The organism is Bosea sp. (in: a-proteobacteria) (genome assembly GCF_023953965.1).
Taxonomy (GTDB): domain Bacteria; phylum Pseudomonadota; class Alphaproteobacteria; order Rhizobiales; family Beijerinckiaceae; genus Allobosea.
The window spans coordinates 1,154,596-1,177,971 of record NZ_JAMLIX010000001.1 but is presented as its reverse complement, the minus strand read 5'-3'; the positions used below and the strand labels follow the sequence as shown (position 1 = coordinate 1,177,971).

Genomic DNA, 23,376 nt, shown 5'->3' with positions numbered 1-23,376 from the left:
GAAATCCGTGTCCGCAACCGCCTCCATCCTGGTCGCCCGCGACGCCGGCCGCCGCAAGCGGCCGGGCTACGCCAAGCGCGACATCGGCGGCATCGGCATCGCGGTGATGGGGCGCGAGGCGGCGATCGCCGAGGTGATCGACGCGGTGGCGACGGGCGGCCATGTCAAGCTCGCCTTCTGCAACGCCAACCTCGTGAACGTCGCCGCGGGCGATGCCGCCTTGCAGCGCAGCCTCTCGACCTTCCTCGTGCTCGCCGACGGCATCGGCGTCGATCTCGGCAGCCTCCTGCTCTATCGCCAGCCGTTCCCGGCCAACCTCAACGGGACGGATTTCTTCCCGGCCCTGTTCGACGGGGCGGGGCGCAGCCTTCGCGTCGCCCTGCTCGGCGGCCGGCCGGGCGTCGCCGACCGGGCCGCCGCGGCTCTCGCCCGGCGCTACCCGGCGCACCGCTTCACGGTCGTCTCGCACGGCTATTTCGCCGCCGAGGAGGAAGGGGCGCTGCTGGACGGGCTGAAGCGCGCGCGGCCGGACCTGCTCCTGGTGGCGATGGGCAACCCGCTGCAGGAGCGCTTCATCGCCGACAGGCTCGGGCCCCAGCATTGCGCGGTCGCCGCCGGCGTCGGCGCGCTGTTCGATTTCTTCGCCGGCGAGGTGCCGCGCGCGCCCGAAGCCTTGCGCCGGGCGCGGCTCGAATGGATCTACCGGCTCTGGCGCGAGCCGCGCCGGCTCTGGCGGCGCTACGTGCTCGGAAATCCCGCTTTCCTGATGCAGATGGCGCGTCAATACGCCATGGGCGGCAGGCGCAGCCGGTGAGTTCGACGCGTTTCGCGCTGGCGACGCCGAGCTACCGGGGCGATATCGAGCGCTGCCGGCTGCTCTGCGCCAGCATCGACCGCTTCGTTTCCGGCCACGCGGTGCATTATCTCCTGGTCGAGGATCGCGACGTCCCGCTCTTCCGCGAGCTCGAAGGGCCGCGGCGGGCCATCCTGCCGGAATCGCAGCTGCTGCCGGGCTGGCTGAAGCCCTGGCCCGATCCTTCGAGCCTCGGCCGGCGCCGGCTCTGGACCGGGGTGCGGGCGCTGGCGCGCGGGCTTCCGCCGCTGCGGGGCTGGCATGCCCAGCAGCTCAGGAAATTCGCCCTCGCCAGGCTCTGCCCCGAGGACGTCGTCCTCTTCGCCGATTCGGACATGCTGTTCGTGCGGCCCTTCGACCTCACGCAGCTGGAACGGGACGGAGAGATCCGGCTCTACAGCAAGCCCGGCGCCATTACCGCCGACATGCGCGAGCGGCATGTGCCGTGGTGCGAGAACGCCGCTTCGCTGCTCGGGCTCGACCGGCCGGCCTTCCCCTGCCCCGACTACATCAACATGGTGAGTTGGCGCCGCGAGGTGGTGCTCGGGCTCCTCGACCGGATCGAGGCGGTCGGCGGCGAGGACTGGGTCTCGGCGCTCGCCCGCCGGCGCCGCTTCTCCGAATATGTGATCTACGGCTATTACGTCGAGCGCCTCGTCGGGATCGAGGCGGCGCGCCATTGGGCGGCGCCTGAGGAATTGTGCAAATACTACTGGTTCAGCGAGGACACGGTCGGTTTCGAGCGGCTGGAATCCTTCGAGGAGGTGTTGCAGCCCGGCCAGGTCGCGGTCGCCGTGCAGTCCTTCATCGGCCAGCCGCTCGCGCGGATCCGCCGCCTGTTCGAGCGCCAGGCCGCGCTTGCGCCAGCAGGCGATAGGTGAAGGCCGCCGAGGCCAGATAGACCGCGGCGAAGACGCCGTTCATCCAGAAGGCCCAGCTCCCGTCCGCGGAAAGCTGCGTCATCACGATGGTGATCAGCCCCGCCTTCAGGGCGGTGAGCAGGCACAGGAGCGTGATGCGCGCGCCGGTGCGCTCGCGGGCATAGAGCAGCTCGGCGTGATATTCGACGAGGTTGCGGAAGGCCGGGACCAGCAGCATCGGCGAAAACAGATAGGCGGCTTCCGAGACGTTGCGCCCGAGCAGATGCGGGAAAGGCTTCAGCGCCAGGATGACGGCGGCAAGCCCCGCGACCGAGATGAGCGCGATGCCGATCTCGTAGCCGGCGAGGCGCTTGAGCCCGCCGATGCCGCGCTCCTGCATGATCTTCTGCACCAGCATCTGGTTGAAGCTGCGCACCGGCATGGCGGTGAGGTCGATCACCCGCAGCGCGATGGCGTAGAGCCCGGCCGTGCGCTCGCCCGCGAGGCCGAGCACCAGGAGCTTGTCGAGCTCGGACTGGATGTAGAACACGATGTCGGCCGTGCCGGCGAAGACGGCATCGGCCATGCGGCGCGGATAGAGCCGGCGCACGAAGCGCCAGCGCACCCGGGGCAGGAAGACCGTAAAGGCGATCAGCGCGCTCGCCATCGTCGCGCCGCAATAGGCGAGGACCCAGATCTCGAGGTTTGCCTGGCCGAAGCCGGCGAAGGCGAGGGCCGCGAGCGTCCTGAGCGCCGAGCCGATCACGACCAGCGTCGCCGCCTGCCGGAAGCGCCTGAGCCCGTTGTTGACGATGGCGACGACCTCGACGAGCCGCCAGCCCACGACCTCGGCGAGGATGATCACCGCGAAGGGCAGGGCCGCGAGGCGGCCGGCGAAGAGCACGTGCCAGGCGCCCGCCGCCGCCGCCGCGATCAGCGGCAGCGACAGGACGGCGAGGACGGAAAAGCCGGAAAGATAGGCGCCGATCAGACGCGGCTTGACGGTGGCGACGCGGTAGAGCGGCGAGATGAAGCCGAAGGCGAGCATCCGCGACAGGATCAGCCCGGTGGCGGAGGCGGTGGCGAACAGCCCGAATTCGCCGAGGGTCAACGTATTCGCAACGATGAGGAAGTAGACAAGGGAGATCGCGAGCCGGCCGGCGGAGCCGCTCAGGATGGTGAGGTAGGCGAGGATGGTGGCGCGATCCGGCAGCATGTTCCGTTTCCGCGGCGGCTGGCCCGGCGCGTGCCTCGAGATGAAGTTGTCTTAATCCAGAGGCGTTGAACGACCCTAAACGACACGGAAGCGTCCCGATTGATCGAGCGGCACAGCCAAACGGACTGGAATGAGGCGCAGCCGACGCGCCGCGCCCTGCTGCGCGCCGCCGCCGGCGTGGCGGCGGGCACTGTCGCGGGCGCGGGCCATGCCGCCGTGGCCTCGGCCCCGATCCCGCTCGGCTCGGCGGCGGAGATCGGCGCCTTCCGCGCGGATAGCCGCTATCGCGCGGCGCTGAAGCGCCATTGCGACGTCGTCGTGCCGATGAACGACCTGAAATGGGAGGCGCTGCGGCAGGACCGGTCCCGCTTCGATTTCTCCGGCGCCGACGAGATCGTCGCCTTCGCCGAGGCGAACCGCAAGGCCCTGCGCGGCCACGCTCTGCTCTGGGGCGAGGCGCTCCCGGCCTGGGCGAAGGCGATGACGACCCGCGCCGAGGCCGAGCGCGAGCTTATCCGCCACATCGAGGTCGTGGTCGACCGCTACAAGGGCCGCATCGCCACCTGGGACGTGGTCAACGAGGCGATCCGCTGGGAGCCGAGCCCCCGCCAGCCCTATCGCGACACGATCTGGCAGCGCCTGCTCGGGCCGGAGCATGTCGAGATCGCCTTCCGCACGGCGGCGCGGGTCGATCCCAAGGCGAGGCTCGTCCTCAACGACTATCATTTCGAGGAGCCGGTCGCGGACGCCGCCGCCCGCCGCAGGATCGCGCTCGATATCTGCCGGCGCCTGAAGGACAAGGGCATCCCGGTGCACGGCATCGGCATGCAGGCCCATCTCTATGCCGAGAAGGGCATCGACGTGGACGGGGTGCAGCGCTTCATGCGCGAGCTCGACGATCTTAACCTCGATGTCGAGATCACCGAGCTCGACGTGATCGACTGGAAGATGCCAGCCGACTCAGGCAAGCGCGATGCCGCCGCCGCCGCCCTGGTCTCGACCTTTCTCGAGGCGGTCGTGGCGGTGAAGCGGCCGAAGGCGATCGTCACCTGGGGGCTGACCGATCGCTATTCCTGGATCCACGAGACCTTTCCGCGCAGGGATAGCGCCCGGGCGCGACCCCTGCCGCTCGATGCCGACTATCGGGCAAAGCCGATGCTCGCCGTGCTCGAGCGCTACCGGGCCGGGCTCAGCTGATGCGCGACCGTGAAGCCTAGCGCCATGTTCACCACCGAGCCGGCTCACAGTGAAGCTGAGGGCGCGCCGCAGCCGCCCGCGGCGGCCGGGCCCGCCCGCTTCGCCCGCCTTGCCGATCCCGCCTGGATCGCGGCTGTGCTGTGGGCGCGGCGCCGGCTGATTCTCGCCATGGCCGGGCTCGGGCTCGGGCTCGCGATCCTCGCCGGGCTGGTGATGGCGCCGAAATACGTCTCGACCGCGCAGCTCTTCATCGACCCGCGCGATTTGCGCGTCATCCAGAACGACGTCTCGCCCAGCGCCGTCGGCAGCGATCCGACCTCGATCACCGGGTATCTCGAAAGCCAGGCGCGGGTGATCGCCTCCGACAGCATCAAGTCGCGGGTGGTCGAGCGGCTCGGCCTCGACCGCGATCCCGATTTCGGCGGCGCCAGCGGCGGCCTTCTCTCCCGGCTCCTCGGAGCCGAGCCCGGCTCCTCCCCGAAGGCGCTGCTCTATGCGCTGGCGGCGCTCGACCGCACCGTCGCGGTCCGCCGCGGCGAGCGCACCTTCGTCATCGACATCTCCGCCACTGCGCGCGACCCGGACAAGGCGGCCGGAATCGCCAACGCGCTGGCGGAGACCTATCTGGAGGATCAGGCGGCCGTGCGCGCCGAGGCCGCGCAGCGGGCGACCGCCGCCCTGACCGGCCGGCTCGAGGAAATGCGCAACAGGCTGCGCATCGCCGAGGAGAAGGCGGAGAAATACAAGGAGGCCCACAACATCGTCGGCCTCGGCGGCCGTTCGCTCGGCGAGGACCAGCTCGCGCTCAACAGCGCCCAGCTCGTCGCCGCCCGCACCCGCGCGACCGAGGCCAGGGCCAAATACGAGCAGATCGCTGCCACCCGCGCCTCAGGCATCGAGGCCGGCGCCATGCCCGAGGCGATCGCCTCCAACACCATGACGGCGCTGCGCGCCCAGCTCGGCGCGGCGCTGGCGCGGGAGGCCGATCTCGTCTCCTCGCTCGGCGCCCGGCATCCGGCGCTGGCGGCGGCGCAGGCGCAGGTGCGCGACGCCCGCCGCCAGATCGCCGAGGAGCTGTCCCGCATCGCGCGCGCCGCCAAGGCCGAATACGACCGCGCGGTCGAGGCCGAGCGCGGGCTCGCCCGCCGCGTCGAGGAGCTCACGGCCGGGCAATACGCCGCGGGCCGCGCCTCGGTGCAGCTGCGCGAACTCGAACGCGAGGTCGAATCCTCGCGCGCCGTCTACGATGCCTTCCTCCGGCGCGCCCGCGAGACCGGCGAGCTCGGGGGCATCGACACCACCAATGCCCGCATCATCAGCCCGGCCATGCCGCCGCTCGAGAAGAGCGGCCTCAGCCGCAGGACGCTGGCGCTGATCGGCGCGGTCGGCGGCGGCGGCGCGGGCGCCCTGCTGGCGCTGGCGCTCGCCCTCTTCGCCGCCCCGCCTGCGCCGGAGGGCGCGCCGGCCCCCGCGCGCAAGCCGTTCTGGCGCCGCGCGCCCCGCCCCGGCCCGGTCGAGGCGAAGGAAGACGGGCCGCCCTCTCCCGCCGCTCCCCAGCAGCCGCCTTCGCCGCCTGCGTCGGCGCCCGCTGCCGCGCTGGGGCCTTCGGGCTGGCGCCGCCTCATGGCGATCCAGGGCGGGCGGGCCGAGCCGCTGCGCCGCTCCGTCCCCGCGACGATCCCCGCGCCCGAACCCGTTCCCCTGCCGAAGCTCGGCACCCTGCCGGCGGTGCGCCACCGCCGCTGGCGGCGCGAGGCGGCGGAGCTTCGCTCGGTCTTCCAGGGGCAGGCGCATCTGGTCGACGTCATCGACAAGCCGAAGGCCGGCTTCGCCGCGGCCGTCGCCGGCATCCGCCGCGCGCTCGCCGAGGCGGCCGGGGGCGACGAGCGGCGCCGGATCCTCGTCCTCGCCCTGGAGCCGCAGGCGGGCGCGACGACGCTCGCGCTCAACCTCGCCCTGGATGCCGCGCTCGCCGGGCTGCCGGCCCTGCTCGTCGATGCCGGCGGCGGCGCGCGCGGCCTGACCGCGGTCTTCGCGGCGGGCGCGCCGATCGGCTTCGGCGACGTCATCGCCGGGCAGGCGCCGCTGGCGCGCGCGAGACTGACCGACGAGGGCACCGGCCTGACCTTCCTGCCGCGTTCGGGGGCCCTGCCCTCGGCGGAAACGGGCTCGTTCCGCACCGGCCCCTTCGCCGCCGCGCATCGCTTCGCGCCGATGATCGTCGACGGCGGCAGCCTGCCGGTGGCCGGGCTGATCGCCCGCTTCGCCGAGGCGGTGGACGATATCGTGCTGGTCACGCGCCAGGACAGCCTCGCCAAGGCAGAAGGCGGACGCTGGCTGGAGGAGCTCGGGCCGCATGCGGCGAAGCTGCGCGGCCTCGTGGTCAACGCCGCCTGAGCGCCCGGCTCAGTTTTTCTCGGGCTTGCGGTACTGCTCGTTGGCGACGCCGAATTCCGACAGCAGCCGGCCGATCGCGACCTGGGCGTGGTAGAGGCCGATCAGCCCCGAGCCCGTGCGCAGGCCGAGGACGAGCCCGCGCGGGCCGGCGGCGGCGAGCAGGGCGAGCGATTTCGCCAGCACCCGCACCCGCCCGGCGAGGCCGGGGTTCCGGCGCCTTTCGATCGCGGCCGAGATCGCCCCGTTGCGCAGGCCCCGCGCCGCGATCCAGCCGGATTCGCTGCGCCGCGCCGGCATGGTCTCGCGCTGGGCCGCCTCCTGCACCCACCAGAAGCGGAAGCCCGCAGCCTTCGCGCGGCTGAAGAAATCCGTGTCGCCGCCGCCGGTGAAGTCGAAGCTCTCGTCGAGGAAGGGGAAGCCGAGCCGCGCGAGCACCTCGCGCCGGATCAGGTAGTTGGCGCTCGAATAGAGCATCGGCACCGGCCCGGAGGCGTCGTAGTGCGAGCGGAACACCGGATGCGCGCTAAGCCAGGCGCGCGCGTGATCGGCGAAGACCGGCGTGACCGAGCCGCCGAACAGCTCGGCCGGGGCCGTGCGGGCGGCCGTGACGAAGGCGTCGAGCCAGCCGGGCTCGGCTTCCTCGTCGTCGTCGATGCCGAGGATTTGCTCCAGCCTGGGAAAGCGCGTCAGCGCGCAGCGCCAGGCGGCGTTGTAGGCCTTGCAGTTGCCCTGGCGCGGCTCGACGATGACGAGCCCCTTGAACAGCCCGGCCGCGAGCAGCGCACTGGCGCGTAGCGCGCCCGCGCGCTCGATCCCCTCGTTCTCGACCACGATCACCGCGAAGTCGTGGCCGCCGCGCTGGCGGGAAAGCGAGCGCAGCGTCGCCTCCAGCATGTCGGGGCGCCTGAAGGTCGGGACGCAGACGACGCTGACGATCTCCGCCAGCGCCTCCGGCGCCGAACTCGCCATGACCTCGAAGCTTTCGGGCGTGTCGAAGCCCGGCGGGGCGACATGCTTCGCTCCCGTCCTGTTCGCGCTTCCCTGCCCGGCCGTCGTCATCGCGCCGCAGGCTAGGCCGCGGCGGCTTAAGGTTCGGTGTTCGCCGTCGTCGAAACCGGGGTCTGTTCCATGAGGTCGCGTTGATCATGGCCGGCGATGTGGCTTGACCTCCCCCGGCAATGGGGCGAGTGGAGGATTTTCCCCCCGGGCCCGATCTCTTGCGCCTCGCTTTCCTGACCTCGCTCATTCCGGTCGGCCGGCCGCAGACCGGCTTCGAGATCGCCAATGCCGCGATCCTGTCGGCCTTGCGCGAGGCCGGGCACGATGTCGTCGCGATCGGCTTCCTGCGCCCCGGCGAGGTGCCGGACGAACCCGAGCAGGCGGTCGTCGTCGCTAAGGCCGATATCGAGAATGCCGTGGTGCCGGCCGCGCGGAAGCTGCGCTGGCTGATCGCGGCCTTCCGGTTCGGGCTGCCGGTGGCCTGCGCCAAGCTCAGGCTCGCCGGGGCGGGCAGCCTGCTCGAGGCCGTGGCGGCGCGGGGGCCCTTCGATGCGCTGGTGCTGAATTCGGTGCTCCTGCCCGGCGCCTTCCCGGATTTGATGCGGATCGCGCCCTGCATCCTGGTCGAGCACAATATCGAGCATGTCTCGGCCGGGCAGAACGCCGCCCATGCCGCAAACCCGCTCCTGCGCCGGCTCTACCGGCGCGAGGCGCGGCTGCTGGAAGCGCTCGAGCGGCGGCTCTGGGACGAGGCGCGTTTCGTCTGGACGCTCTCCGAGGAGGACCGGCAGGTGCTGGGCGCGGGCCGTCAGGCGAAATCCTGCGTGCTGCCGCTGGTCTCCGGCCGGCCGGAAACCGCGCCCGAGGACGCGGACGGGCGGCCTGCCTTCGATGTCGGCCTGATCGGCACCTGGACCTGGGGCCCCAATCTCATCGGCCTCGAATGGTTCCTGCGCGAGGTCTGCCCGCTTCTGCCGGCGGATATCCGGATCGCCGTCGCCGGCCGCGTGCCGCCGGAGCTTGCCGCGCCGCCGGGCGTGACGCTCGTCGGGCGCGTGCCCTCGGCCGGTGAGTTCCTGCGTTCCTGCCGGCTCGTCGCCCTGTCGAGCCGGGCCGGGACCGGCGTGCAGCTCAAGACGATCGAGGCGATCGAGCTCGGCCTGCCGGCGGTCGCGACGGCCTGGTCCTGCCGCGGCTTCACGGCGTTGCCGGCCAATTTCATCCTCGCCGATACGGCGGCCGATTTCGCCCGGGCCGTGACGGAGGCGGTCGCCGCGATCCGCGCCGGCGACCGGCGCCGCCTCGACGGCGCGGCCTTCATGGCCGGCCAGCGCGCGGCGCTGGCGGAAGGGCTCGCCCGCGGGCTTGCCGCCGCCCTGGCCTGAAGGCGGGCGGGATTGCGCCGGCCCCGCTCCGATGCTCTATGACTGGGCGCACGCCTCTCCGCGCGCAGCGAGATCCGGAAGGCCCGATCATGCGCATCGAAAACGACCCGAAGCTCGATTTCCGCGATGTGCTGATCCGGCCCAAGCGCTCGACGCTGGGCAGCCGCGCCGAGGTCGATGTCGAGCGCTCTTTCCGCTTCGCCCATACCGGCCGGGAGTGGACGGGCTTTCCGCTGATCGCCGCCAACATGGACGTCGTCGGCACCATGGCGATGGCGCGCGCGCTTTTGAAGCACGGCGCCATGGTCGCGCTGCACAAGCATTACGGCGTCGAGGAGCTTGCCGCCTTCTTCCGCGAGCCGGGCGCGGCCAACGCCTTCTATTCGCTCGGCACGACCGAGGCCGACCATGACAAGCTGAAGGCGGTGCATGCCCGCTCGCCGATCGACAAGATCTGCCTCGACGTCGCCAACGGCTATACCGAGAAGTTCGTCGACACGGTCAAGGCGACGCGTGCCGCCTTCCCGGATGCGGCGATCATGGCCGGCAACGTCGTCACCGGCGACATGACCGAGGCGCTGATCCTGGCCGGCGCCGACATCGTCAAGGTCGGCATCGGCCCGGGCTCGGTCTGCACCACGCGCAAGATGACCGGCGTCGGCTATCCGCAGCTCTCCGCCATCATCGAATGCGCCGACGCGGCCCATGGCCTCAAGGGCCTCGTCTGCGGCGACGGCGGCCTGACCGTGCCGGGCGACGTCGCCAAGGCCTATGGCGGCGGCGCCGATTTCGTGATGATGGGCGGCATGCTCGCCGGCCACGACGAATGCGAGGGCGAGATCCGCTACGAGGAGCGCGCCGGCGAGAAGGTGCCGGTGGCGATGACCTTCTACGGCATGTCCTCCGACACGGCGATGAACAAATATTCCGGCGGCGTCGCCAAATACCGCGCCTCCGAGGGCAAGACCGTCGAGGTGCCCTATCGCGGCCCGGTCGAGGGCACGATGCAGGAGCTGATCGGCGGGGTCCGCTCGGCGATGACCTATATCGGCGCGGTCCGCCTGAAGGAGATGTCGAAGCGCACCACCTTCATCATGGTGGGCAGCCAGCTCAACACCGTGTTCGGCAGCTGATTCGGCGGCCGTTCCGCCCGGCCGTCCACTCGTCTTTCGACGTGCTATCGCTTTCCGATCGGCTGTTGCATAGTTGCCCCTGCAACGGAGAAAGCCGCCGACGGCTTCGGGGAGACGGACAGATGACCTTCAGGATCTTGGGTGCGGTGGCGCTGCTCGCCGCGGGGACTTCGATGGCGCAGGCGCAGCAGTTGACGCCGAGCCCGACGCTGGACGCCGTCAAGGCGCGCGGCAATCTCGAATGCGGCGTGCATCTGGGCCTGCCCGGCTTCTCCTTCGCCGACGACAAGGGCGAATGGACCGGGCTCGACGTCGAATACTGCCGGGCGCTCGCCGCCGCCGTTCTCGGCGACGCCAAGAAGGTGAAGTTCACCCCGACCTCGGTGCAGCAGCGCTGGCCGATCCTGCAATCGGGCCAGGTCGACGTGCTCTCGCGCAACTCGACCATCACCTTCTCGCGCAACGCCACGCTCGGCCTCAATTTCCAGGGCATCAATTTCTACGAGGGCCAGACCTTCATCGTCCGCAAATCGGCCAACGCCAAGACGGCGGCCGATCTCGACGGCGCCTCGGTCTGCGTCGCCGCCGGCTCGACCGAGGAGAAGAACGCCGCCGACTGGTTCCGCGAGCGCAACCTCAAGGTCACCATCACCAACTTCCAGAAGAACGACGACGCCATCGCCGCCTATGACGCGGGCCGCTGCGACGCCTACACCGCCGGCGTCGGCGCGCTCGCCGGCCAGCGCGCCAAGCTCAAGACTCCCGACGAGCACGTCATCCTGACCCAGCCGATCTCGAACGATCCGCAGGGCCCGGTGACGCGCTGGGGCGACGAGCGCTGGCAGCTCATCGTGCGCTGGGTGCTGAACGGCACGATCGCGGCGGAGGCGCTCGGCGTCACCTCCAAGAACGTCGACGAGATGAAGGCCAACTCCAAGAATTCGGAAGTGCGCCGCCTGCTCGGCGCCGAGGGTGGCTTCGGCGCGATGATGGGCCTCTCGGACGACTGGATGTACAACGCGATCAAGCAGGTCGGGAACTATGGCGAGAGCTACGAGCGCAATGTCGGCATGGGCTCCGGCCTGAAGCTGGAGCGCGGCCAGAACCAGCTCTGGACCAAGGGCGGCCTGCTCTTCACCCCGCCCTTCCAGTGAGCGCGGGAAAGGCTCGCCGCCCGTGAGATGAAACGCTCCCGCCATTCCGGATGAGCTGCGCAGCGGCGCTGATCCGGAATCCATCGTAGAGCCTATCGCCCTATGATGGATTCCGGGCCTGCGCTTCGCTTCGCCCGGAATGACGGATGGACCTTTCCTCCCAGCCTTTCGCCGGAGGACTACCTTGGCCAAAGCTCTCGCCCTCATCAACGACAAGCGCGTCCGGGACTGGCTCTACCAGATCGGCCTGATCGTCCTGCTCGTCGGCCTCACCGTGTTCTTCGTGCGCAACGCCTCGGAGAACATGGTCAAGGCCGGCATCGCCTCGGGCTTCGACTTCCTCTGGCGCACCTCTGGCATCGAGGTGCCCTTCGTGCTCACCAGCTATACCCAGGCCGACAATATCCTGAGCCTGTTCTGGGTCGGCGTCGCCAACACCATGCTGGTGACCGTGATCGCGATCGTGCTGGCCACGCTGCTCGGCTTCGCGGTCGGCATCGCGCGGCTGTCCTCGCACTGGCTGCTCTCGACCATCGCCGGCGCCTATATCGAATTCGTCCGCAACATCCCGCTCCTGTTCTTCGTGCTGTTCTGGTATTTCGGCGTCATCGCCGCCCTGCCGCAGCCGCGCCAGAGCATCGGCCTGTTCGGCGTCGCCTTTCTCAACAACCGCGGCATCACCATCCCGTTGCCGGATCAGCCGGGCAATTTCCGCTGGGCGGCGCTGGCGATCCTGATCTCCTGGGCGGGCTACTGGCTCGTCAGCGCCTGGGCGCGCCGGCGCAAGGAGGCCACCGGGCAGGACGCGCCGCTGCTCGCCATCGGGCTTGCGCTGATCGTCGCCGTGCCGGCGCTCGCGCTCGCCTGGGCGAGCCTCGCCACGGCCTGGGACATTCCGGTGCTGCGCGGCTTCAACTATCGCGGCGGCTTCGTCGTCATCCCGGAATTCGTCGCGCTGCTGGCAGCCCTCGTCACCTATACCGCCGGCTTCATCGCCGAGATCGTGCGCGGCGGCATCGAATCGGTGGCGAAGGGCCAGACCGAGGCCGCCGCGGCGCTGGGCCTGCGGCCCCGCCGGATCCTCAGCCTCGTCGTCATCCCGCAGGCCTTGCGCGTGATGACCCCGCCGCTGACCAACCAGTATCTCAACGTGCTGAAGAACTCCTCCTTCGGCGCGGCGATCGCCTATCCCGACGTGGTCAGCCTGTTCATGGGCTCGGCGCTCAACAACACCGGCCAGGCGATCGAGATCATCGCCATGACGCTCGCGGTCTATCTCGTCATCGGGCTTGCCGTCTCGGCCCTGATGAACTGGTACAACGCCCGCATCGCCTTGGTGACGCGATGAACCGCGCTTCCTCCCTCTCGCTCTGGCGCGAGCGCCTCTTCGCCACGCCCTCCACCGGCCTCGTCAGCATCGCGCTGGGGGTGCTGATCGCCTGGATCGCGGTGCCGCTGATCCGCTGGGCGCTGATCGATGCGAACTGGGTCGGCTCGACGCGGGCCGATTGCACCGGCGGCGGCGCCTGCTGGGTCTTCATCCGCGCCCGCTTCGGCCAGTTCATGTACGGGCTCTACCCGCTCGACCAGCGCTGGCGCGTCGACATCGCCGGGATTCTCGCGCTTGCCGGCGTGCTGGCGGTGGTCTTCGCGCCGCGGCGCCTGCGGCTGAAGCTCGCGCTCGTGATGCTCGTCGTGCTGCCGCCGCTCGGCATCTGGCTGCTCTCCGGCGGCTTCGGGCTCAGCTATATCGAGACGCGCGACTGGGGCGGGCTGATGCTGACCCTGTTCATCTCGATCTATTCCGCCCTGATCGCGATCCCGCTCGGCATCCTCTTCGCGCTCGGCCGGCAATCGGAATTGCGCATCGTCCGGCTGATCAGCGTGATCTTCATCGAGTTCTGGCGCGGTGTGCCGATCATCGCCGTGATCTTCCTAGCCTCGCTCCTGCTGCCGCTGATCCTGCCCGGCGGCATCGGCATCGACCGGCTGGCGCGCGCCGTCATCGGGCTCGGCTTCGTCATCGCCGCCTATATGGCCGAAGCGGTGCGCGGCGGCCTGCAGGCTCTGCCCAGGGGCCAGCGCGAGGCTGCGACCGCGCTCGGCCTCAACTACTGGAAGGCGACGGGGCTGATCATCCTGCCGCAGGCTTTGCGCATCTCGCTGCCGGCGATGACCAACGAGTTCATCGCGCTGATCAAGAACACGACGCTGGTGCTGGTCGTCTCGATTCTCGACCTGCTCGGCATCGCGCAAGCCTCGCTCGCAGATCCCAACTGGGTCGGCATGACGATGGAGGCCTATGCCTTCTCGGGCGCGATCTACTGGCTGATCTGCTTTGCGCTCTCGCGCTGGAGCCGCGCGCTGGAGAAGAAGCGCAGGCTGTAAGTGTTGCTGGCGAAGATGCTCTACCGGAACGGCGGCTCGTCGAAGCTCCTGAGCTTGCGCGAATGGATCGTCGCGCCGGCCTCCTTGAGCTTCTCCAGTGCGTCGAGCCCGATGCGCAAGTGCTCGCCCACCGCCCGCTCGTAGAAGGCGTTGGCCGCGCCGGGCAGCTTGATCTCGCCGTGCAGCGGCTTGTCGGAGACGCAGAGCAGCGTGCCGTAGGGCACGCGCAGCCGATACCCTTGAGCCGCGATCGTGCCCGATTCCATGTCGACCGCGATGGCGCGCGAGAGGTTGATGCGCCGCCGCTCCTTGGTCCATTGCAGCTCCCAGTTGCGGTCGTCCTGCGTCACCACGGTGCCGGTGCGCAGCCGCTGCTTCAGCCGGTCGCCCTTCTCGCCGGTGATGTCGGCCGCCGCCTGCTGCAGCGCGACCTGCACCTCCGCCAGCGCAGGGATAGGGATATCGGGCGGGACGAGCTCGTCGAGAATGCGGTCCTGCCTGAGATAGGCATGGGCGAGCACGTAGTCGCCGATGATCTGGGTCTGGCGCAGGCCCCCGCAATGGCCGACCATCAGCCAGCAATTCGGTCTCAGAACGGCCAGATGATCGGTGATGTTCTTGGCGTTGGAGGGGCCGACGCCGATATTGACCAGGGTGACGCCCTCGCCGCCCGCCCGGATCAGGTGATAGGCCGGCATCTGGAAGCGGTGCCAGGGCGCCGTCATCACCCGCTCTGCGGCCGTGACGTCGATGCCGTCGCGGTCGATGCGGATGCCGCCGGGCGCGACCAGCGCCTGCGCCGTCCCGGCCTCGATCTCGGCGAGGCCGAGCCGGACGAACTGATCGACATAGCGATGGTAGTTGGTCAGCAGCACCCAGGGCTGCACGGCGCGCCAGTCGGTGCCGGTATAGTGCACCAGCCGCCGCAGCGAATAATCGACCCGGACCGCGTCGAACAGCGAAAGCGGGCGCGGCTCGCCCTCGACCAGCGCATAGGTGCCGTCGGCGATCTCGTCGCCGACCAGCGCGAGCAGCGGCGTCGGGAAATGGCGCGCGAGCTCGGCGGCGGTGATCTTGCCGCGCCCGAGCTCGTCGCCGCCGTCGAGGGCATAGGGGTAGGGGATCTCCTGCGTGCTGATCCCGGTTTCGATCGTCGCGCCGTATTCGGCGACGAGCGGCCTGAGCTGGTCGAGGAGATAGCCGCGGAACTCGGCCGGATGCGTCACCGTGGTCGAATAGACGCCGGGGACGGCGAATTTGGCGTAGCCGCGCCGCGTCGCCGCCGGCAGCTTCGCCGGCTCGTAGGTGACGCGCAGCATCGGGTAGCGATAGCGCTCCCGCTCCTCCGGCGTCGGCGCCGTGCCGCTCTCGAAGAAGCGCTGCAGGTCGCCGCGGAGCGCCGAGCGGGCCGCGTCATAGAGCCGGTCGAGCCGGTCGACGGCGGCCTCGGGGGTCTCTGCGATCTCGAAGCTCATGAATCCATCCCTGTCCTTCGCCCGGTTCTAGAGCATTTTCGCACGAAGTGGTCACCGCTTCGCGCGAAGGCCATGCGACAAACGATGGCGGCGGCAGGTGAAAGAAGCTCTCGACAAGGGCGGTGCCATCCCTCTAGCTCGGCGCGATGAAGCGCATGAACCACAGCCTCGACGGCGCCCGCGTCGCCGCGATCCTCGCAGCGGTGGGCAGGCTGCGCCCGCGCGTCCATTGCCTGACCAACACGGTCGCGCAGAACATCACCGCCAACATGCTGCTCGCCTGCGGCGCCGTGCCCTCGATGGCGAGCCATCCCGGCGAGGTCGGCGCGGTGGCCGCCGGCGCCGGCGCGATCCTGATCAATCTCGGCACGATCAGCCCCGAGGGCGAGCGCGCCATCCCCGCGCTCGTCGCCGTCGCCCGCGAACGCGGCATCCCGCTGGTGCTCGATCCCGTCTTCGTCGAGCTCTCGCCGCTCAGGCTGCGCCTGGCCGAAGCGGTGCTGGGCCTGCCCGGCGTGACGGTGCGCGGCAATGCCACGGAAATGGCCGCGCTCGCCGGTCTCGTCGGCGAGGCGCAAGGCGTCTTGCGCGTGACGACCGGCAAGATCGACCGGATCGAGGGCGAGGGCCGCATGTTCGCGGTTGCCCATGGCCATGAATGGATGACGAAGGTCACCGGGCTCGGCTGTGCCGCGAGCGCGCTCGTCGCGGCTTGCCGGGCGGTCGAGCCGGACGCGGCCGTCGCGGCGGCGGCGGCGCTCACGGCCTATGGCATCGCCGGCGAGATCGCGGCCGGGCAGGCCGCCGGCCCCGGCAGCTTCGCGATGCATCTGATCGATGCGCTCGCCGGGCTGAATGAGGCCGCGCTCACCGCGCGGATCGGATAGCGGCTACTGCGTCGGTGCCGGCGGCAGCGCGGCGGGCTTGGCAGCCGCCGGGCGTGGGCGCGGCTTGGCGGCGGGCTTCGGCTCGGCATCGAGGCCGAGCCGGGCGCGTAAGGAAGCGGCGCGGGCCTCCGTGATCCGGGCGGCGCAGAAGCCGAGCTGGCCCTCGCGCTGGAAGTCGCGGCAGATCATCTCGCGCTCGGCCGAGAAGCCCGCCTGCTCGCGCGCGATCGTGCGCTGCTCGACCGCGTCGGATTTCGCCGTCAGCGTCCGGTAGCCCTCGCGCACGGCGCGCTCGGCGCTGCCGCGTGCCTTCTCGATCTCCTTGGCCTGGCCGGCGAGGGTGCGCGCATCGGGGCCCCACAGCCCGCGCGGGTCGATCCGGCATTGCGCCGCCTCGACGATGCAGGGCTCGGCCGGCTCGACCACGAGGAAGGCGCCGTCGAGCACGTCGAGGACGATCGGGCAGACCGGCGCCTCGAGGCGATAGCGCGGCACGCCGTCCGGACGGCCGAGCGGGGTGACCGGAACCGGCGTCTCGCCGAAGGAGACCGCGCAGGACTCGATCAGATTGGCGCTCTGGAAGCCGTCGAGCGCGAGCCTGAGGCCGTAGCCCGCCGCCGTCTTCGAGAAGACCGCCTCGCCGCGATGGCCGTGGCGGTGCAGGACCTTGCCGAGGATGGCGTCCTCGCCGGCGACCCTGATCGCGGGCATGGCGGGCGGCTTCGGCCCCGCCGGGGCGCCGGGCTGGGCGGGGGCGGCCTGCTGGGTTCCGGGCGGGTTGAACGGCTGGGCGCCCGGCAGCTGCAGCGGCTGCGCGAACGCGGCCGTCATGGTGGCGGCGAGCGCCGCCGGGGCGAGGATGAGGCGCGTCGGTCGTATCATGTCGATCGTGTCGTGGCGGCCTGGCAAAACCGGGACGGCCTTTCTGCATGGCGGGATGAGCCGGGTCGCGCAAGGACGGGAAGGCCACACCCGGGCGGAAAACGCAGCGCGCCCGCCTTTGCGGCGATTCCGCGACTCTAATCGGCGCGCCTGTCTTGCAAGGGCGGGAACACCCTCACTATATACCCGGCCAAGGGGCGGTTTCACATGCCGCCCGACGTGGAATGCCGGTTCGTTCGCCGCTGGAGCGGGGGCGGGCCGGTCCATGGGCCGGCAGGCGGGGCGAAGGCGCCGCAGGCCGGCGATCTGCTCAATCGAAAGGGATCCCATCCATGGGTAAAGTCATCGGCATCGACCTCGGCACGACCAATAGCTGCGTCGCAGTGATGGAAGGCACCACGCCGAAGGTCATCGAGAACTCGGAAGGCGCGCGCACCACGCCCTCCATCGTCGCCATCACGGATGACGGCGAGCGTCTGGTCGGCCAGCCGGCGAAGCGTCAGGCCGTCACCAATCCGGAGCGCACCTTCTTCGCCATCAAGCGCCTCATCGGCCGCACCTTCGACGACCCGATGACGCAGAAGGACCTGTCGCTCGTTCCCTACAAGATCACCAAGGCGGCCAACGGCGACGCCTGGGTTTCCGCCGACGGCAAGGATTATTCACCCTCGCAGATCTCGGCCTTCACGCTCACCAAGATGAAGGAGACGGCGGAGTCCTATCTCGGCCAGCCCGTCACCCAGGCCGTCATCACGGTTCCCGCCTATTTCAACGACGCCCAGCGCCAGGCCACCAAGGACGCCGGTAAGATCGCCGGTCTCGAGGTGCTGCGCATCATCAACGAGCCGACGGCGGCGGCCCTCGCCTATGGCCTCGACAAGAAGCAGGCCGGCACCATCGCGGTCTACGACCTCGGCGGCGGCACCTTCGACGTCTCGATCCTCGAGATCGGCGACGGCGTCTTCGAGGTGAAGTCTACCAATGGCGACACCTTCCTCGGCGGCGAGGACTTCGACATGCGCCTGGTCGAGTACCTGGCGGACGAGTTCAAGCGCGAGCAGGGCATCGACCTGAAGAAGGACAAGCTCGCGCTCCAGCGCCTGAAGGAGGCGGCCGAGAAAGCCAAGATCGAACTGTCGAGCGCGGCCCAGACCGAGATCAACCTGCCCTACATCACGGCGGATGCCTCGGGCCCGAAGCACCTCGCCATCAAGCTCTCGCGCGCCAAGTTCGAGAGCCTGGTCGACGATCTGATCCAGCGCACCATCGAGCCCTGCAAGAAGGCGCTCAAGGATGCGGGCCTGTCGGCCGGCCAGATCGACGAGGTCGTCCTCGTCGGCGGCATGACCCGCATGCCCAAGGTGCAGGAGGTGGTGAAGCAGTTCTTCGGCAAGGAGCCGCACAAGGGCGTCAACCCCGACGAGGTCGTCGCCATCGGCGCCGCGATCCAGGCCGGCGTCCTCCAGGGCGACGTCAAGGACGTGCTGCTGCTGGACGTGACCCCGCTCTCGCTCGGCATCGAGACGCTGGGCGGCGTGTTCACGCGCCTGATCGACCGCAACACCACGATCCCGACCAAGAAGAGCCAGGTCTTCTCCACCGCCGAGGACAACCAGAACGCGGTGACGATCCGGGTCTTCCAGGGCGAGCGCGAGATGGCGGCCGACAACAAGCTGCTCGGCCAGTTCGACCTGATGGGCATTCCGCCGGCCCCGCGCGGCATGCCGCAGATCGAGGTGACCTTCGACATCGACGCCAACGGCATCGTCTCGGTGACGGCGAAGGACAAGGCCACCAACAAGGAGCAGCAGATCAAGATCCAGGCTTCGGGCGGCCTCAGCGAGGCCGATATCCAGAAGATGGTGAAGGATGCCGAGGCCAACGCCGCCGAGGACAAGAAGCGCCGCGAGCTGGTCGAGGCCAGGAACCAGGGCGAGAGCCTCGTGCACTCGACCGAGAAGTCTCTGAAGGACTATGGCGACAAGGTTGCCGCCGCCGACAAATCGGCGATCGAGGCCGCCGTCGAGGCGCTGAAGACCGCGCTTGGGGCTGAGGACGCCGAGGCCATCCAGGCACGCACCAACGAGCTGATGCAGGCTTCGATGAAGCTCGGCGAGGCGATGTATGCGGCAAGTCAGGCCGAGGCCGGTGCCGAGGGCGCTGAGCCCGAGGAGGCCGCGAAGGACGACGTCATCGACGCCGACTTCAAGGACGTCTCGGACGACAAGAAGAAGAGCGCTTAATCCGCGCTCGCCTTTCATCGGCATGTCATGGCCGGGCTTGCCCGGCCATGATGCGCATGGGAAGGCGCAGGGGCTGTTCGGTCGATGTCGAAACGCGATTACTACGAGATTCTGGGCGTCAGCCGGACCGTCACGGAGGTCGAGCTCAAGAGCTCCTTCCGCAGGCTCGCGATGCAGCACCATCCGGACAAGAATCCCGGCGACAAGGAAGCCGAGATCAAGTTCAAGGAAATCAACGAAGCCTATCAGATCCTCTCGGACGGGCAGAAGCGCGCGGCCTATGACCGCTTCGGCCACCAGGCCTTCGAGAACGGCGGCGGCGCCGGCGGCAACGCCGATTTCTCCGACTTCATGTCGGACATCTTCGATTCCTTTTTCGGCGATGCCCGCCGCGGCGGCCCGCGCGGCGCCAATACCCGCGAGCGCGGTGCCGATCTGCGCTACAACCTCGAGGTCGGGCTGGAGGAAGCCTTCACCGGCAAGAACGCCTCGATCCGGGTGCCGACCTCGGTCTCCTGCGAATCGTGCTCGGGCACGGGCGCCAAGCCCGGCTCGAAGTCGCGGCCCTGCCCGACCTGCGGGGGGCACGGCCGCGTGCGCGCCAATCAGGGCTTCTTCTCGGTCGAGCGCACCTGCCCGACCTGCTCCGGCCGCGGCGAGGTGATCGACGACCCTTGCAAGAACTGCCAGGGCGCCGGCCGCGTCACCCGCGAGCGCACGCTCTCGGTCGCGATCCCCGCCGGCGTCGAGGACGGCACGCGCATCAGGCTCGCCGGCGAGGGCGAGGCCGGCCTGCGCGGCGGGCCGGCGGGCGATCTCTACATCTTCCTGTCGATCAAGCCGCATGCGATCTTCCAGCGCGACGGCGCCGACCTGTTCTGCCGCGTGCCGATCGGCCTGGTCTCGGCGGCTTTGGGCGGCGAGATCGAGGTGCCGACGCTGTCGGGCGAGCAGGCGCGGGTGAAGATCCCGGAAGGCACCCAGACCGGCAAGCAGTTCCGCCTCAAGGGCAAGGGCATGAGCGTGCTGCGCTCGCGCGAGGTCGGCGATCTCTACATCCAGGTCGTGGTCGAGACCCCGCAGAAGCTGACGGCGCGCCAGCGCGAGCTGCTCGAGGAGTTCGAGCGCGAGAGCTCGAACAGCAACCATCCCGAGACGGCGGGCTTCTTCGGCCGGGTCAAGGATTTCCTCGGCGGGCTCGGCGGCACGGCCTGAGCCTCGCCTGGAAAAGGGCCGCCTGCGCGGTCCTTTCCCGTCTTGGCTGCTTGGCCGGTGTCAGACCTTGTCGACGGCCTTCTTGACCGCGTCCTTGCCCTTGCCCAGCGCCTGCTGGGCTTCGCCCTTCAGCTCCTGGGCCTTGCCCTCGGCTTCGAGCCCCGGCTTGCCGAGCGCCTTGCCGGCGGCCTGTTTGACGTTGCCGGCGGCCTCGTTGGCCATGCCCTTGATCTTGTCGGTGGTGCTGCCCATCGTCTTCGGCTCCTGAAGGTTCGGCCCCCCAGCCGTTCGCCGGACGGAAAACCGGCGCGGTGCGGAAAGGTTCCGCCCGCGAGGCCCGCCTCACGAATCCAGCCGCGCGGAGCGGCGCCGGGGCCGGCCGGCGAGCCGGCGCGCGGCGGCTTCCGCGGCGATGGGCGTGGCGAAACGCCGCCCGTCCAGGGAGCGAAAGGCGGCGCAGGCGGAGACGAAGGTGAAGTCGCGCTCGTCGGCGCGCCGGTTCACCAGCCCGATCTGGGCCTCGCCGAGCTCGATGACATAGGCTTGCTGCGCCGGGCGGGCCCGGCCGGAAACGGAATGAAGCTCAGACATGGTTCTGCCTTTCGCCGCCCGGGCGGCGTTCGTCGAAACGGTTGGATGGAAACGGCCTTGCGGCCCAACTCAGCGTCGACAACGGCAGAGGGTGCGGAAGCGGGTTCGGCTTCGGCGGGAATGCGGAACGGTCATAGCGGTCTCCTCGATCCGGAGCCCACGACCTAGTCGTGGCGCTTTAGCGTTTGATGACGCGGCGCAAGCTGCTCGCTCAAATCTCCGCGGCTCCCCGAGCGTTCCGGGAACGAAAGCCAATCTGAGGGGGATCGTCCTTTCTGTCAACCAAACTGTTCTTTTAAAGAAACGACAGGATGGAGCGAAATCGCCTCCGGCTGTTCTTTGCGCCGCGGCAAAGCCGCGGCGAGGGGTGGCTTGACGAAGCGGCGAAAGCGGCGCCATCTGCGACCATGCCGGCTCCCGCCACCCTTCTCGATCGTCTTCGCCGCTCCGGGCTCGGGGCCTGGGCGGCGACGCTCTATGCGCTAGGCGTCCTGACGCTCGCGCTCGCGCCGGCTCCGGCCCTGGCGACGCTCGGCGGCCATGACGGCGCGGTGCTCTGCTCGGGTGCGCCGGTCCCGGGCGAGGACCCGCCGGCGCCCGCAGGCGACGTCCTCCACTGCAAGGGCTGCCCGCTCAACCCCGTCCTCGCCGGCCCGCCGGCCGAGGCAACGCCCGAACCGGCGCGGCTTGCCGTATACCTGCCCTCGAGCCGGCCGCCGGCCGCGGGGCTGCCGCATCGTTTCGCGACCGGGCTTGCGCAATCGCGCGCGCCGCCGGCGGGCTGAAGCTTTCGCCCGTCCATCCGCATCGTCATCCGGCCTGTCCGCTCCGCCATGGGGCGAGGGCCCTTTCTCACGAGTCTGCCATGAAGCTTTCCCATTCGCTCGCCGCCGCCGTGGCGCTGGCGCTGTCGGCCACCCTCGCCTGCGCCCACGGCTCCAAGCTCGGCGCGCTCACGATCGTCCATCCCTGGGCGCGCGCCACGCCTGCCGGCGCCAAGGTCGGTGGCGGCTATCTCGTGATCGAGAACACCGGAACTGCGGACGACCGGCTCGTCTCGGTCTCGGCGCCCTTCGCCGCCCGTACCGAGATCCACGAGATGGCGGTGAAGGACGGCATCATGACGATGCGGCCGCTGGAGCAGGGCGTCGCGCTGCCGGCGGGCGCCAAGGTCGTGTTCAAGCCCGGCGGCTACCACATCATGTTCATGGAGCTGAGGGAGCCGCTGAAGCAGGGCGAGATGGTGAAGGGCACGCTGACCTTCGAGAAGGCCGGCAGCGTCGAGGTCGAGTTCAAGGTCGGCGCGATCGGGGCCAAGGACGGCGGCGAGCACGCGGGGCATTGAGCCCCGCACCCATCAGGCGATGCGGGTACGCACGCTGCCGACGCCGGCGATCGCGCCCTCCAGCACGTCGCCCTTGTTCACGGCGCCGACGCCTTCGGGCGTGCCGGTGAAGATCAGGTCGCCCGGCTTCAGCGCGACGAGGCCGGAGAGATAGGCGATCGTCTCGGCGACGTTCCAGATCTGCCTGGAAAGGTCGGAGCTCTGGCGCACCGCGCCGTTGACGGAAAGCTCGATCTTGCCGGCGGCGGGATGGCCGGCCCGGCTAGCCGGCACGATCTCGCCGATCGGCCCGGAGAGGTCGAAGCCCTTGGCCATGTCCCAGGGCCGCCCGGCCTTCTTGGCCGCGGCCTGCAGGTCGCGCCGTGTCATGTCGAGCCCGGCGGCATAGCCGTAGACATGGGCGAGCGCCTGCGCTTCGGGGATGTCCCGGCCGCCGGTGCCGATCGCGACGACGAGCTCCATCTCGTGATGGAGGTCCCGGGTCTTCGCCGGATAGGGCATGTCGGCGCCGTTGATCACCAGCGCATCGGCCGGCTTGGTGAAGAAGAACGGCTCCTCGCGGTCGGGATCATGGCCCATCTCGCGGGCGTGCTCGGCATAGTTGCGCCCGACGCAGAAGACGCGCCTGACCGGGAAGGAGCCGCCGCCTGCGACCGGAACGGCCGTCACGGCCGGCGCTTCGATCACGAAATTACTCATCCTGCTCATTCCTCGCTCATGGGCTCGCCCCGTTCATGAGCGAGTGGCGGGCGAACCGCAAGCGGATCGTGTCGCCGGCAGGGCTCAGCGGCAGGCATCGCGCGCTTTATTTCGCAGGCGCGGCAAAGGTTGTGCGGCGCGTCGTTGCAAGCAGGGCGCTTTGCTCCCTACAGTGCCGGGCCGGACATAACCGGCGAGCCAGAGAAGGAACGGCATGTGAGTACGGGAACCGTGAAGTGGTTCAACGAGACCAAGGGCTATGGCTTCATCACCCCGGATGGCGGCGGCAATGACGTCTTCGTCCATATCAGCGCGGTGACGCGCGCCGGTTTGCGCAGCCTGAACGAGGGCCAGAAGATCAGCTACGATCTCGAGCCGGACCGCAAGACCGGCAAGAACTCGGCGGTGAACCTGCAGACGAGTTGAGCGCCGTCGCGCTTGCGGGAGGGCGGGCGAG

At 69.9% G+C, this 23,376-nt stretch carries 22 protein-coding genes; 15 read left to right on the top strand and 7 right to left on the bottom strand.

Features of this window, described 5'->3' with window-relative positions; genetic code table 11:
* Nucleotides 1-7 precede the first annotated feature (7 nt).
* Nucleotides 8-814, top strand: a complete 807-nt coding sequence (locus M9917_RS05550; RefSeq protein WP_297251629.1) for a WecB/TagA/CpsF family glycosyltransferase — start codon at nt 8-10, stop codon at nt 812-814.
* On the top strand, nt 811-1,734 hold the full coding sequence (locus tag M9917_RS05545; protein WP_297251627.1) for a DUF6492 family protein: 924 nt from the start codon (nt 811-813) through the stop codon (nt 1,732-1,734). Before M9917_RS05550 ends, M9917_RS05545 begins: the two co-directional genes overlap by 4 nt.
* On the opposite strand, the gene M9917_RS05540 is transcribed toward M9917_RS05545, so the two are convergent.
* A complete protein-coding gene (locus M9917_RS05540) occupies nt 1,658-2,929 on the bottom strand; it encodes a lipopolysaccharide biosynthesis protein (protein ID WP_297251625.1) in 1,272 nt (423 codons plus the stop codon). The genes M9917_RS05545 and M9917_RS05540 overlap by 77 nt on opposite strands.
* A gap of 99 nt (nt 2,930-3,028) precedes the next feature.
* Here M9917_RS05540 and M9917_RS05535 point away from each other — a divergent pair, with 99 nt between their 5' ends.
* Nucleotides 3,029-4,126, top strand: a complete 1,098-nt coding sequence (locus tag M9917_RS05535) for an endo-1,4-beta-xylanase (protein ID WP_297251623.1) — start codon at nt 3,029-3,031, stop codon at nt 4,124-4,126.
* Between the two features lie 24 nt (nt 4,127-4,150).
* Entirely contained in the window at nt 4,151-6,523 is a 2,373-nt protein-coding gene (locus M9917_RS05530; RefSeq protein WP_297251621.1) for an exopolysaccharide transport family protein, read from the top strand.
* A gap of 9 nt (nt 6,524-6,532) precedes the next feature.
* Here M9917_RS05530 and M9917_RS05525 read toward each other — a convergent pair whose 3' ends face one another.
* Nucleotides 6,533-7,582 carry a glycosyltransferase family 2 protein gene (locus tag M9917_RS05525; protein WP_297251619.1) on the bottom strand — a complete coding sequence of 350 codons (1,050 nt, stop codon included), beginning with the start codon at nt 7,580-7,582 and terminating at the stop codon, nt 6,533-6,535.
* A gap of 128 nt (nt 7,583-7,710) precedes the next feature.
* Here M9917_RS05525 and M9917_RS05520 point away from each other — a divergent pair, with 128 nt between their 5' ends.
* From M9917_RS05520 to M9917_RS05500, 5 genes are all read left to right on the top strand, one after another.
* Nucleotides 7,711-8,907, top strand: a complete 1,197-nt coding sequence (locus tag M9917_RS05520; RefSeq protein WP_297251617.1) for a glycosyltransferase — start codon at nt 7,711-7,713, stop codon at nt 8,905-8,907.
* 89 nt (nt 8,908-8,996) lie between these two features.
* On the top strand, nt 8,997-10,040 hold the full coding sequence (locus M9917_RS05515) for a GMP reductase (protein WP_297251614.1): 1,044 nt from the start codon (nt 8,997-8,999) through the stop codon (nt 10,038-10,040).
* 122 nt (nt 10,041-10,162) lie between these two features.
* Nucleotides 10,163-11,194: an amino acid ABC transporter substrate-binding protein gene (locus tag M9917_RS05510; RefSeq protein ID WP_297251612.1), complete on the top strand. Its 1,032-nt coding sequence runs from the start codon at nt 10,163-10,165 to the stop codon at nt 11,192-11,194.
* Nucleotides 11,195-11,378: 184 nt separating this feature from the next.
* Nucleotides 11,379-12,542 carry an amino acid ABC transporter permease gene (locus tag M9917_RS05505; protein ID WP_297251610.1) on the top strand — a complete coding sequence of 388 codons (1,164 nt, stop codon included), beginning with the start codon at nt 11,379-11,381 and terminating at the stop codon, nt 12,540-12,542.
* Nucleotides 12,539-13,582, top strand: coding sequence for an amino acid ABC transporter permease (locus M9917_RS05500; protein WP_297251609.1), 1,044 nt, complete (start codon nt 12,539-12,541; stop codon nt 13,580-13,582). The genes M9917_RS05505 and M9917_RS05500 overlap by 4 nt, the downstream gene beginning before the upstream one ends.
* Nucleotides 13,583-13,602: 20 nt before the next feature.
* On the opposite strand, the gene M9917_RS05495 is transcribed toward M9917_RS05500, so the two are convergent.
* Nucleotides 13,603-15,057, bottom strand: a complete 1,455-nt coding sequence (locus M9917_RS05495; protein ID WP_297251607.1) for an AMP nucleosidase — start codon at nt 15,055-15,057, stop codon at nt 13,603-13,605.
* Nucleotides 15,058-15,212: 155 nt separating this feature from the next.
* On the opposite strand from M9917_RS05495, the gene M9917_RS05490 reads away from it, so the two are divergent.
* The gene (locus tag M9917_RS05490) at nt 15,213-15,944 is read left to right on the top strand and encodes a hydroxyethylthiazole kinase (protein WP_297251606.1); all 732 of its coding nucleotides are present in this window, start codon (nt 15,213-15,215) and stop codon (nt 15,942-15,944) included.
* A gap of 3 nt (nt 15,945-15,947) precedes the next feature.
* Here M9917_RS05490 and M9917_RS05485 read toward each other — a convergent pair whose 3' ends face one another.
* Nucleotides 15,948-16,826, bottom strand: a complete 879-nt coding sequence (locus M9917_RS05485) for a hypothetical protein (protein WP_297251604.1) — start codon at nt 16,824-16,826, stop codon at nt 15,948-15,950.
* 332 nt (nt 16,827-17,158) lie between these two features.
* Between M9917_RS05485 and dnaK the strand changes: the two genes are divergently transcribed.
* Together dnaK and dnaJ are read left to right on the top strand one after the other, a co-directional pair.
* On the top strand, nt 17,159-19,069 hold the full coding sequence (dnaK, locus tag M9917_RS05480) for a molecular chaperone DnaK (protein WP_297251602.1): 1,911 nt from the start codon (nt 17,159-17,161) through the stop codon (nt 19,067-19,069).
* 84 nt (nt 19,070-19,153) lie between these two features.
* Entirely contained in the window at nt 19,154-20,284 is a 1,131-nt protein-coding gene (gene dnaJ, locus M9917_RS05475) for a molecular chaperone DnaJ (protein ID WP_297251600.1), read from the top strand.
* 60 nt (nt 20,285-20,344) lie between these two features.
* Here the strand turns inward: dnaJ and M9917_RS05470 are convergent, their stop codons facing one another.
* Together M9917_RS05470 and M9917_RS05465 are read right to left on the bottom strand one after the other, a co-directional pair.
* Nucleotides 20,345-20,536 (bottom strand): CsbD family protein, encoded by a 192-nt coding sequence (locus M9917_RS05470; protein ID WP_297251598.1) that lies wholly within the window; start codon nt 20,534-20,536, stop codon nt 20,345-20,347.
* A gap of 90 nt (nt 20,537-20,626) precedes the next feature.
* On the bottom strand, nt 20,627-20,875 hold the full coding sequence (locus M9917_RS05465) for a hypothetical protein (RefSeq protein ID WP_297251596.1): 249 nt from the start codon (nt 20,873-20,875) through the stop codon (nt 20,627-20,629).
* Nucleotides 20,876-21,282: 407 nt separating this feature from the next.
* Here M9917_RS05465 and M9917_RS05460 point away from each other — a divergent pair, with 407 nt between their 5' ends.
* Both M9917_RS05460 and M9917_RS05455 read left to right on the top strand, forming a co-directional pair.
* Nucleotides 21,283-21,660: a hypothetical protein gene (locus M9917_RS05460; RefSeq protein WP_297251594.1), complete on the top strand. Its 378-nt coding sequence runs from the start codon at nt 21,283-21,285 to the stop codon at nt 21,658-21,660.
* Between the two features lie 80 nt (nt 21,661-21,740).
* Entirely contained in the window at nt 21,741-22,220 is a 480-nt protein-coding gene (locus M9917_RS05455) for a copper chaperone PCu(A)C (RefSeq protein WP_297251592.1), read from the top strand.
* Nucleotides 22,221-22,232: 12 nt separating this feature from the next.
* Here M9917_RS05455 and M9917_RS05450 read toward each other — a convergent pair whose 3' ends face one another.
* On the bottom strand, nt 22,233-22,919 hold the full coding sequence (locus tag M9917_RS05450; RefSeq protein WP_297254724.1) for a fumarylacetoacetate hydrolase family protein: 687 nt from the start codon (nt 22,917-22,919) through the stop codon (nt 22,233-22,235).
* A 216-nt stretch (nt 22,920-23,135) separates the two neighbouring features.
* On the opposite strand from M9917_RS05450, the gene M9917_RS05445 reads away from it, so the two are divergent.
* On the top strand, nt 23,136-23,345 hold the full coding sequence (locus M9917_RS05445) for a cold-shock protein (protein WP_297251590.1): 210 nt from the start codon (nt 23,136-23,138) through the stop codon (nt 23,343-23,345).
* The last annotated feature ends 31 nt before the right edge of the window (nt 23,346-23,376 follow it).

Coding starts and splice junctions, on each gene's coding strand:
- M9917_RS05540 (WP_297251625.1), bottom strand. CDS start 2,929: ATGCTGCCGGATCGCGCCACCATCCTCGCCTACCTCACCATCCTGAGC.
- M9917_RS05530 (WP_297251621.1), top strand. CDS start 4,151: ATGTTCACCACCGAGCCGGCTCACAGTGAAGCTGAGGGCGCGCCGCAG.
- M9917_RS05525 (WP_297251619.1), bottom strand. CDS start 7,582: ATGACGACGGCCGGGCAGGGAAGCGCGAACAGGACGGGAGCGAAGCAT.
- M9917_RS05515 (WP_297251614.1), top strand. CDS start 8,997: ATGCGCATCGAAAACGACCCGAAGCTCGATTTCCGCGATGTGCTGATC.
- M9917_RS05510 (WP_297251612.1), top strand. CDS start 10,163: ATGACCTTCAGGATCTTGGGTGCGGTGGCGCTGCTCGCCGCGGGGACT.
- M9917_RS05500 (WP_297251609.1), top strand. CDS start 12,539: ATGAACCGCGCTTCCTCCCTCTCGCTCTGGCGCGAGCGCCTCTTCGCC.
- M9917_RS05495 (WP_297251607.1), bottom strand. CDS start 15,057: ATGAGCTTCGAGATCGCAGAGACCCCCGAGGCCGCCGTCGACCGGCTC.
- M9917_RS05490 (WP_297251606.1), top strand. CDS start 15,213: ATGAACCACAGCCTCGACGGCGCCCGCGTCGCCGCGATCCTCGCAGCG.
- M9917_RS05485 (WP_297251604.1), bottom strand. CDS start 16,826: ATGATACGACCGACGCGCCTCATCCTCGCCCCGGCGGCGCTCGCCGCC.
- dnaK (WP_297251602.1), top strand. CDS start 17,159: ATGGGTAAAGTCATCGGCATCGACCTCGGCACGACCAATAGCTGCGTC.
- dnaJ (WP_297251600.1), top strand. CDS start 19,154: ATGTCGAAACGCGATTACTACGAGATTCTGGGCGTCAGCCGGACCGTC.
- M9917_RS05470 (WP_297251598.1), bottom strand. CDS start 20,536: ATGGGCAGCACCACCGACAAGATCAAGGGCATGGCCAACGAGGCCGCC.
- M9917_RS05465 (WP_297251596.1), bottom strand. CDS start 20,875: ATGTCTGAGCTTCATTCCGTTTCCGGCCGGGCCCGCCCGGCGCAGCAA.
- M9917_RS05460 (WP_297251594.1), top strand. CDS start 21,283: ATGCCGGCTCCCGCCACCCTTCTCGATCGTCTTCGCCGCTCCGGGCTC.
- M9917_RS05455 (WP_297251592.1), top strand. CDS start 21,741: ATGAAGCTTTCCCATTCGCTCGCCGCCGCCGTGGCGCTGGCGCTGTCG.
- M9917_RS05450 (WP_297254724.1), bottom strand. CDS start 22,919: ATGAGTAATTTCGTGATCGAAGCGCCGGCCGTGACGGCCGTTCCGGTC.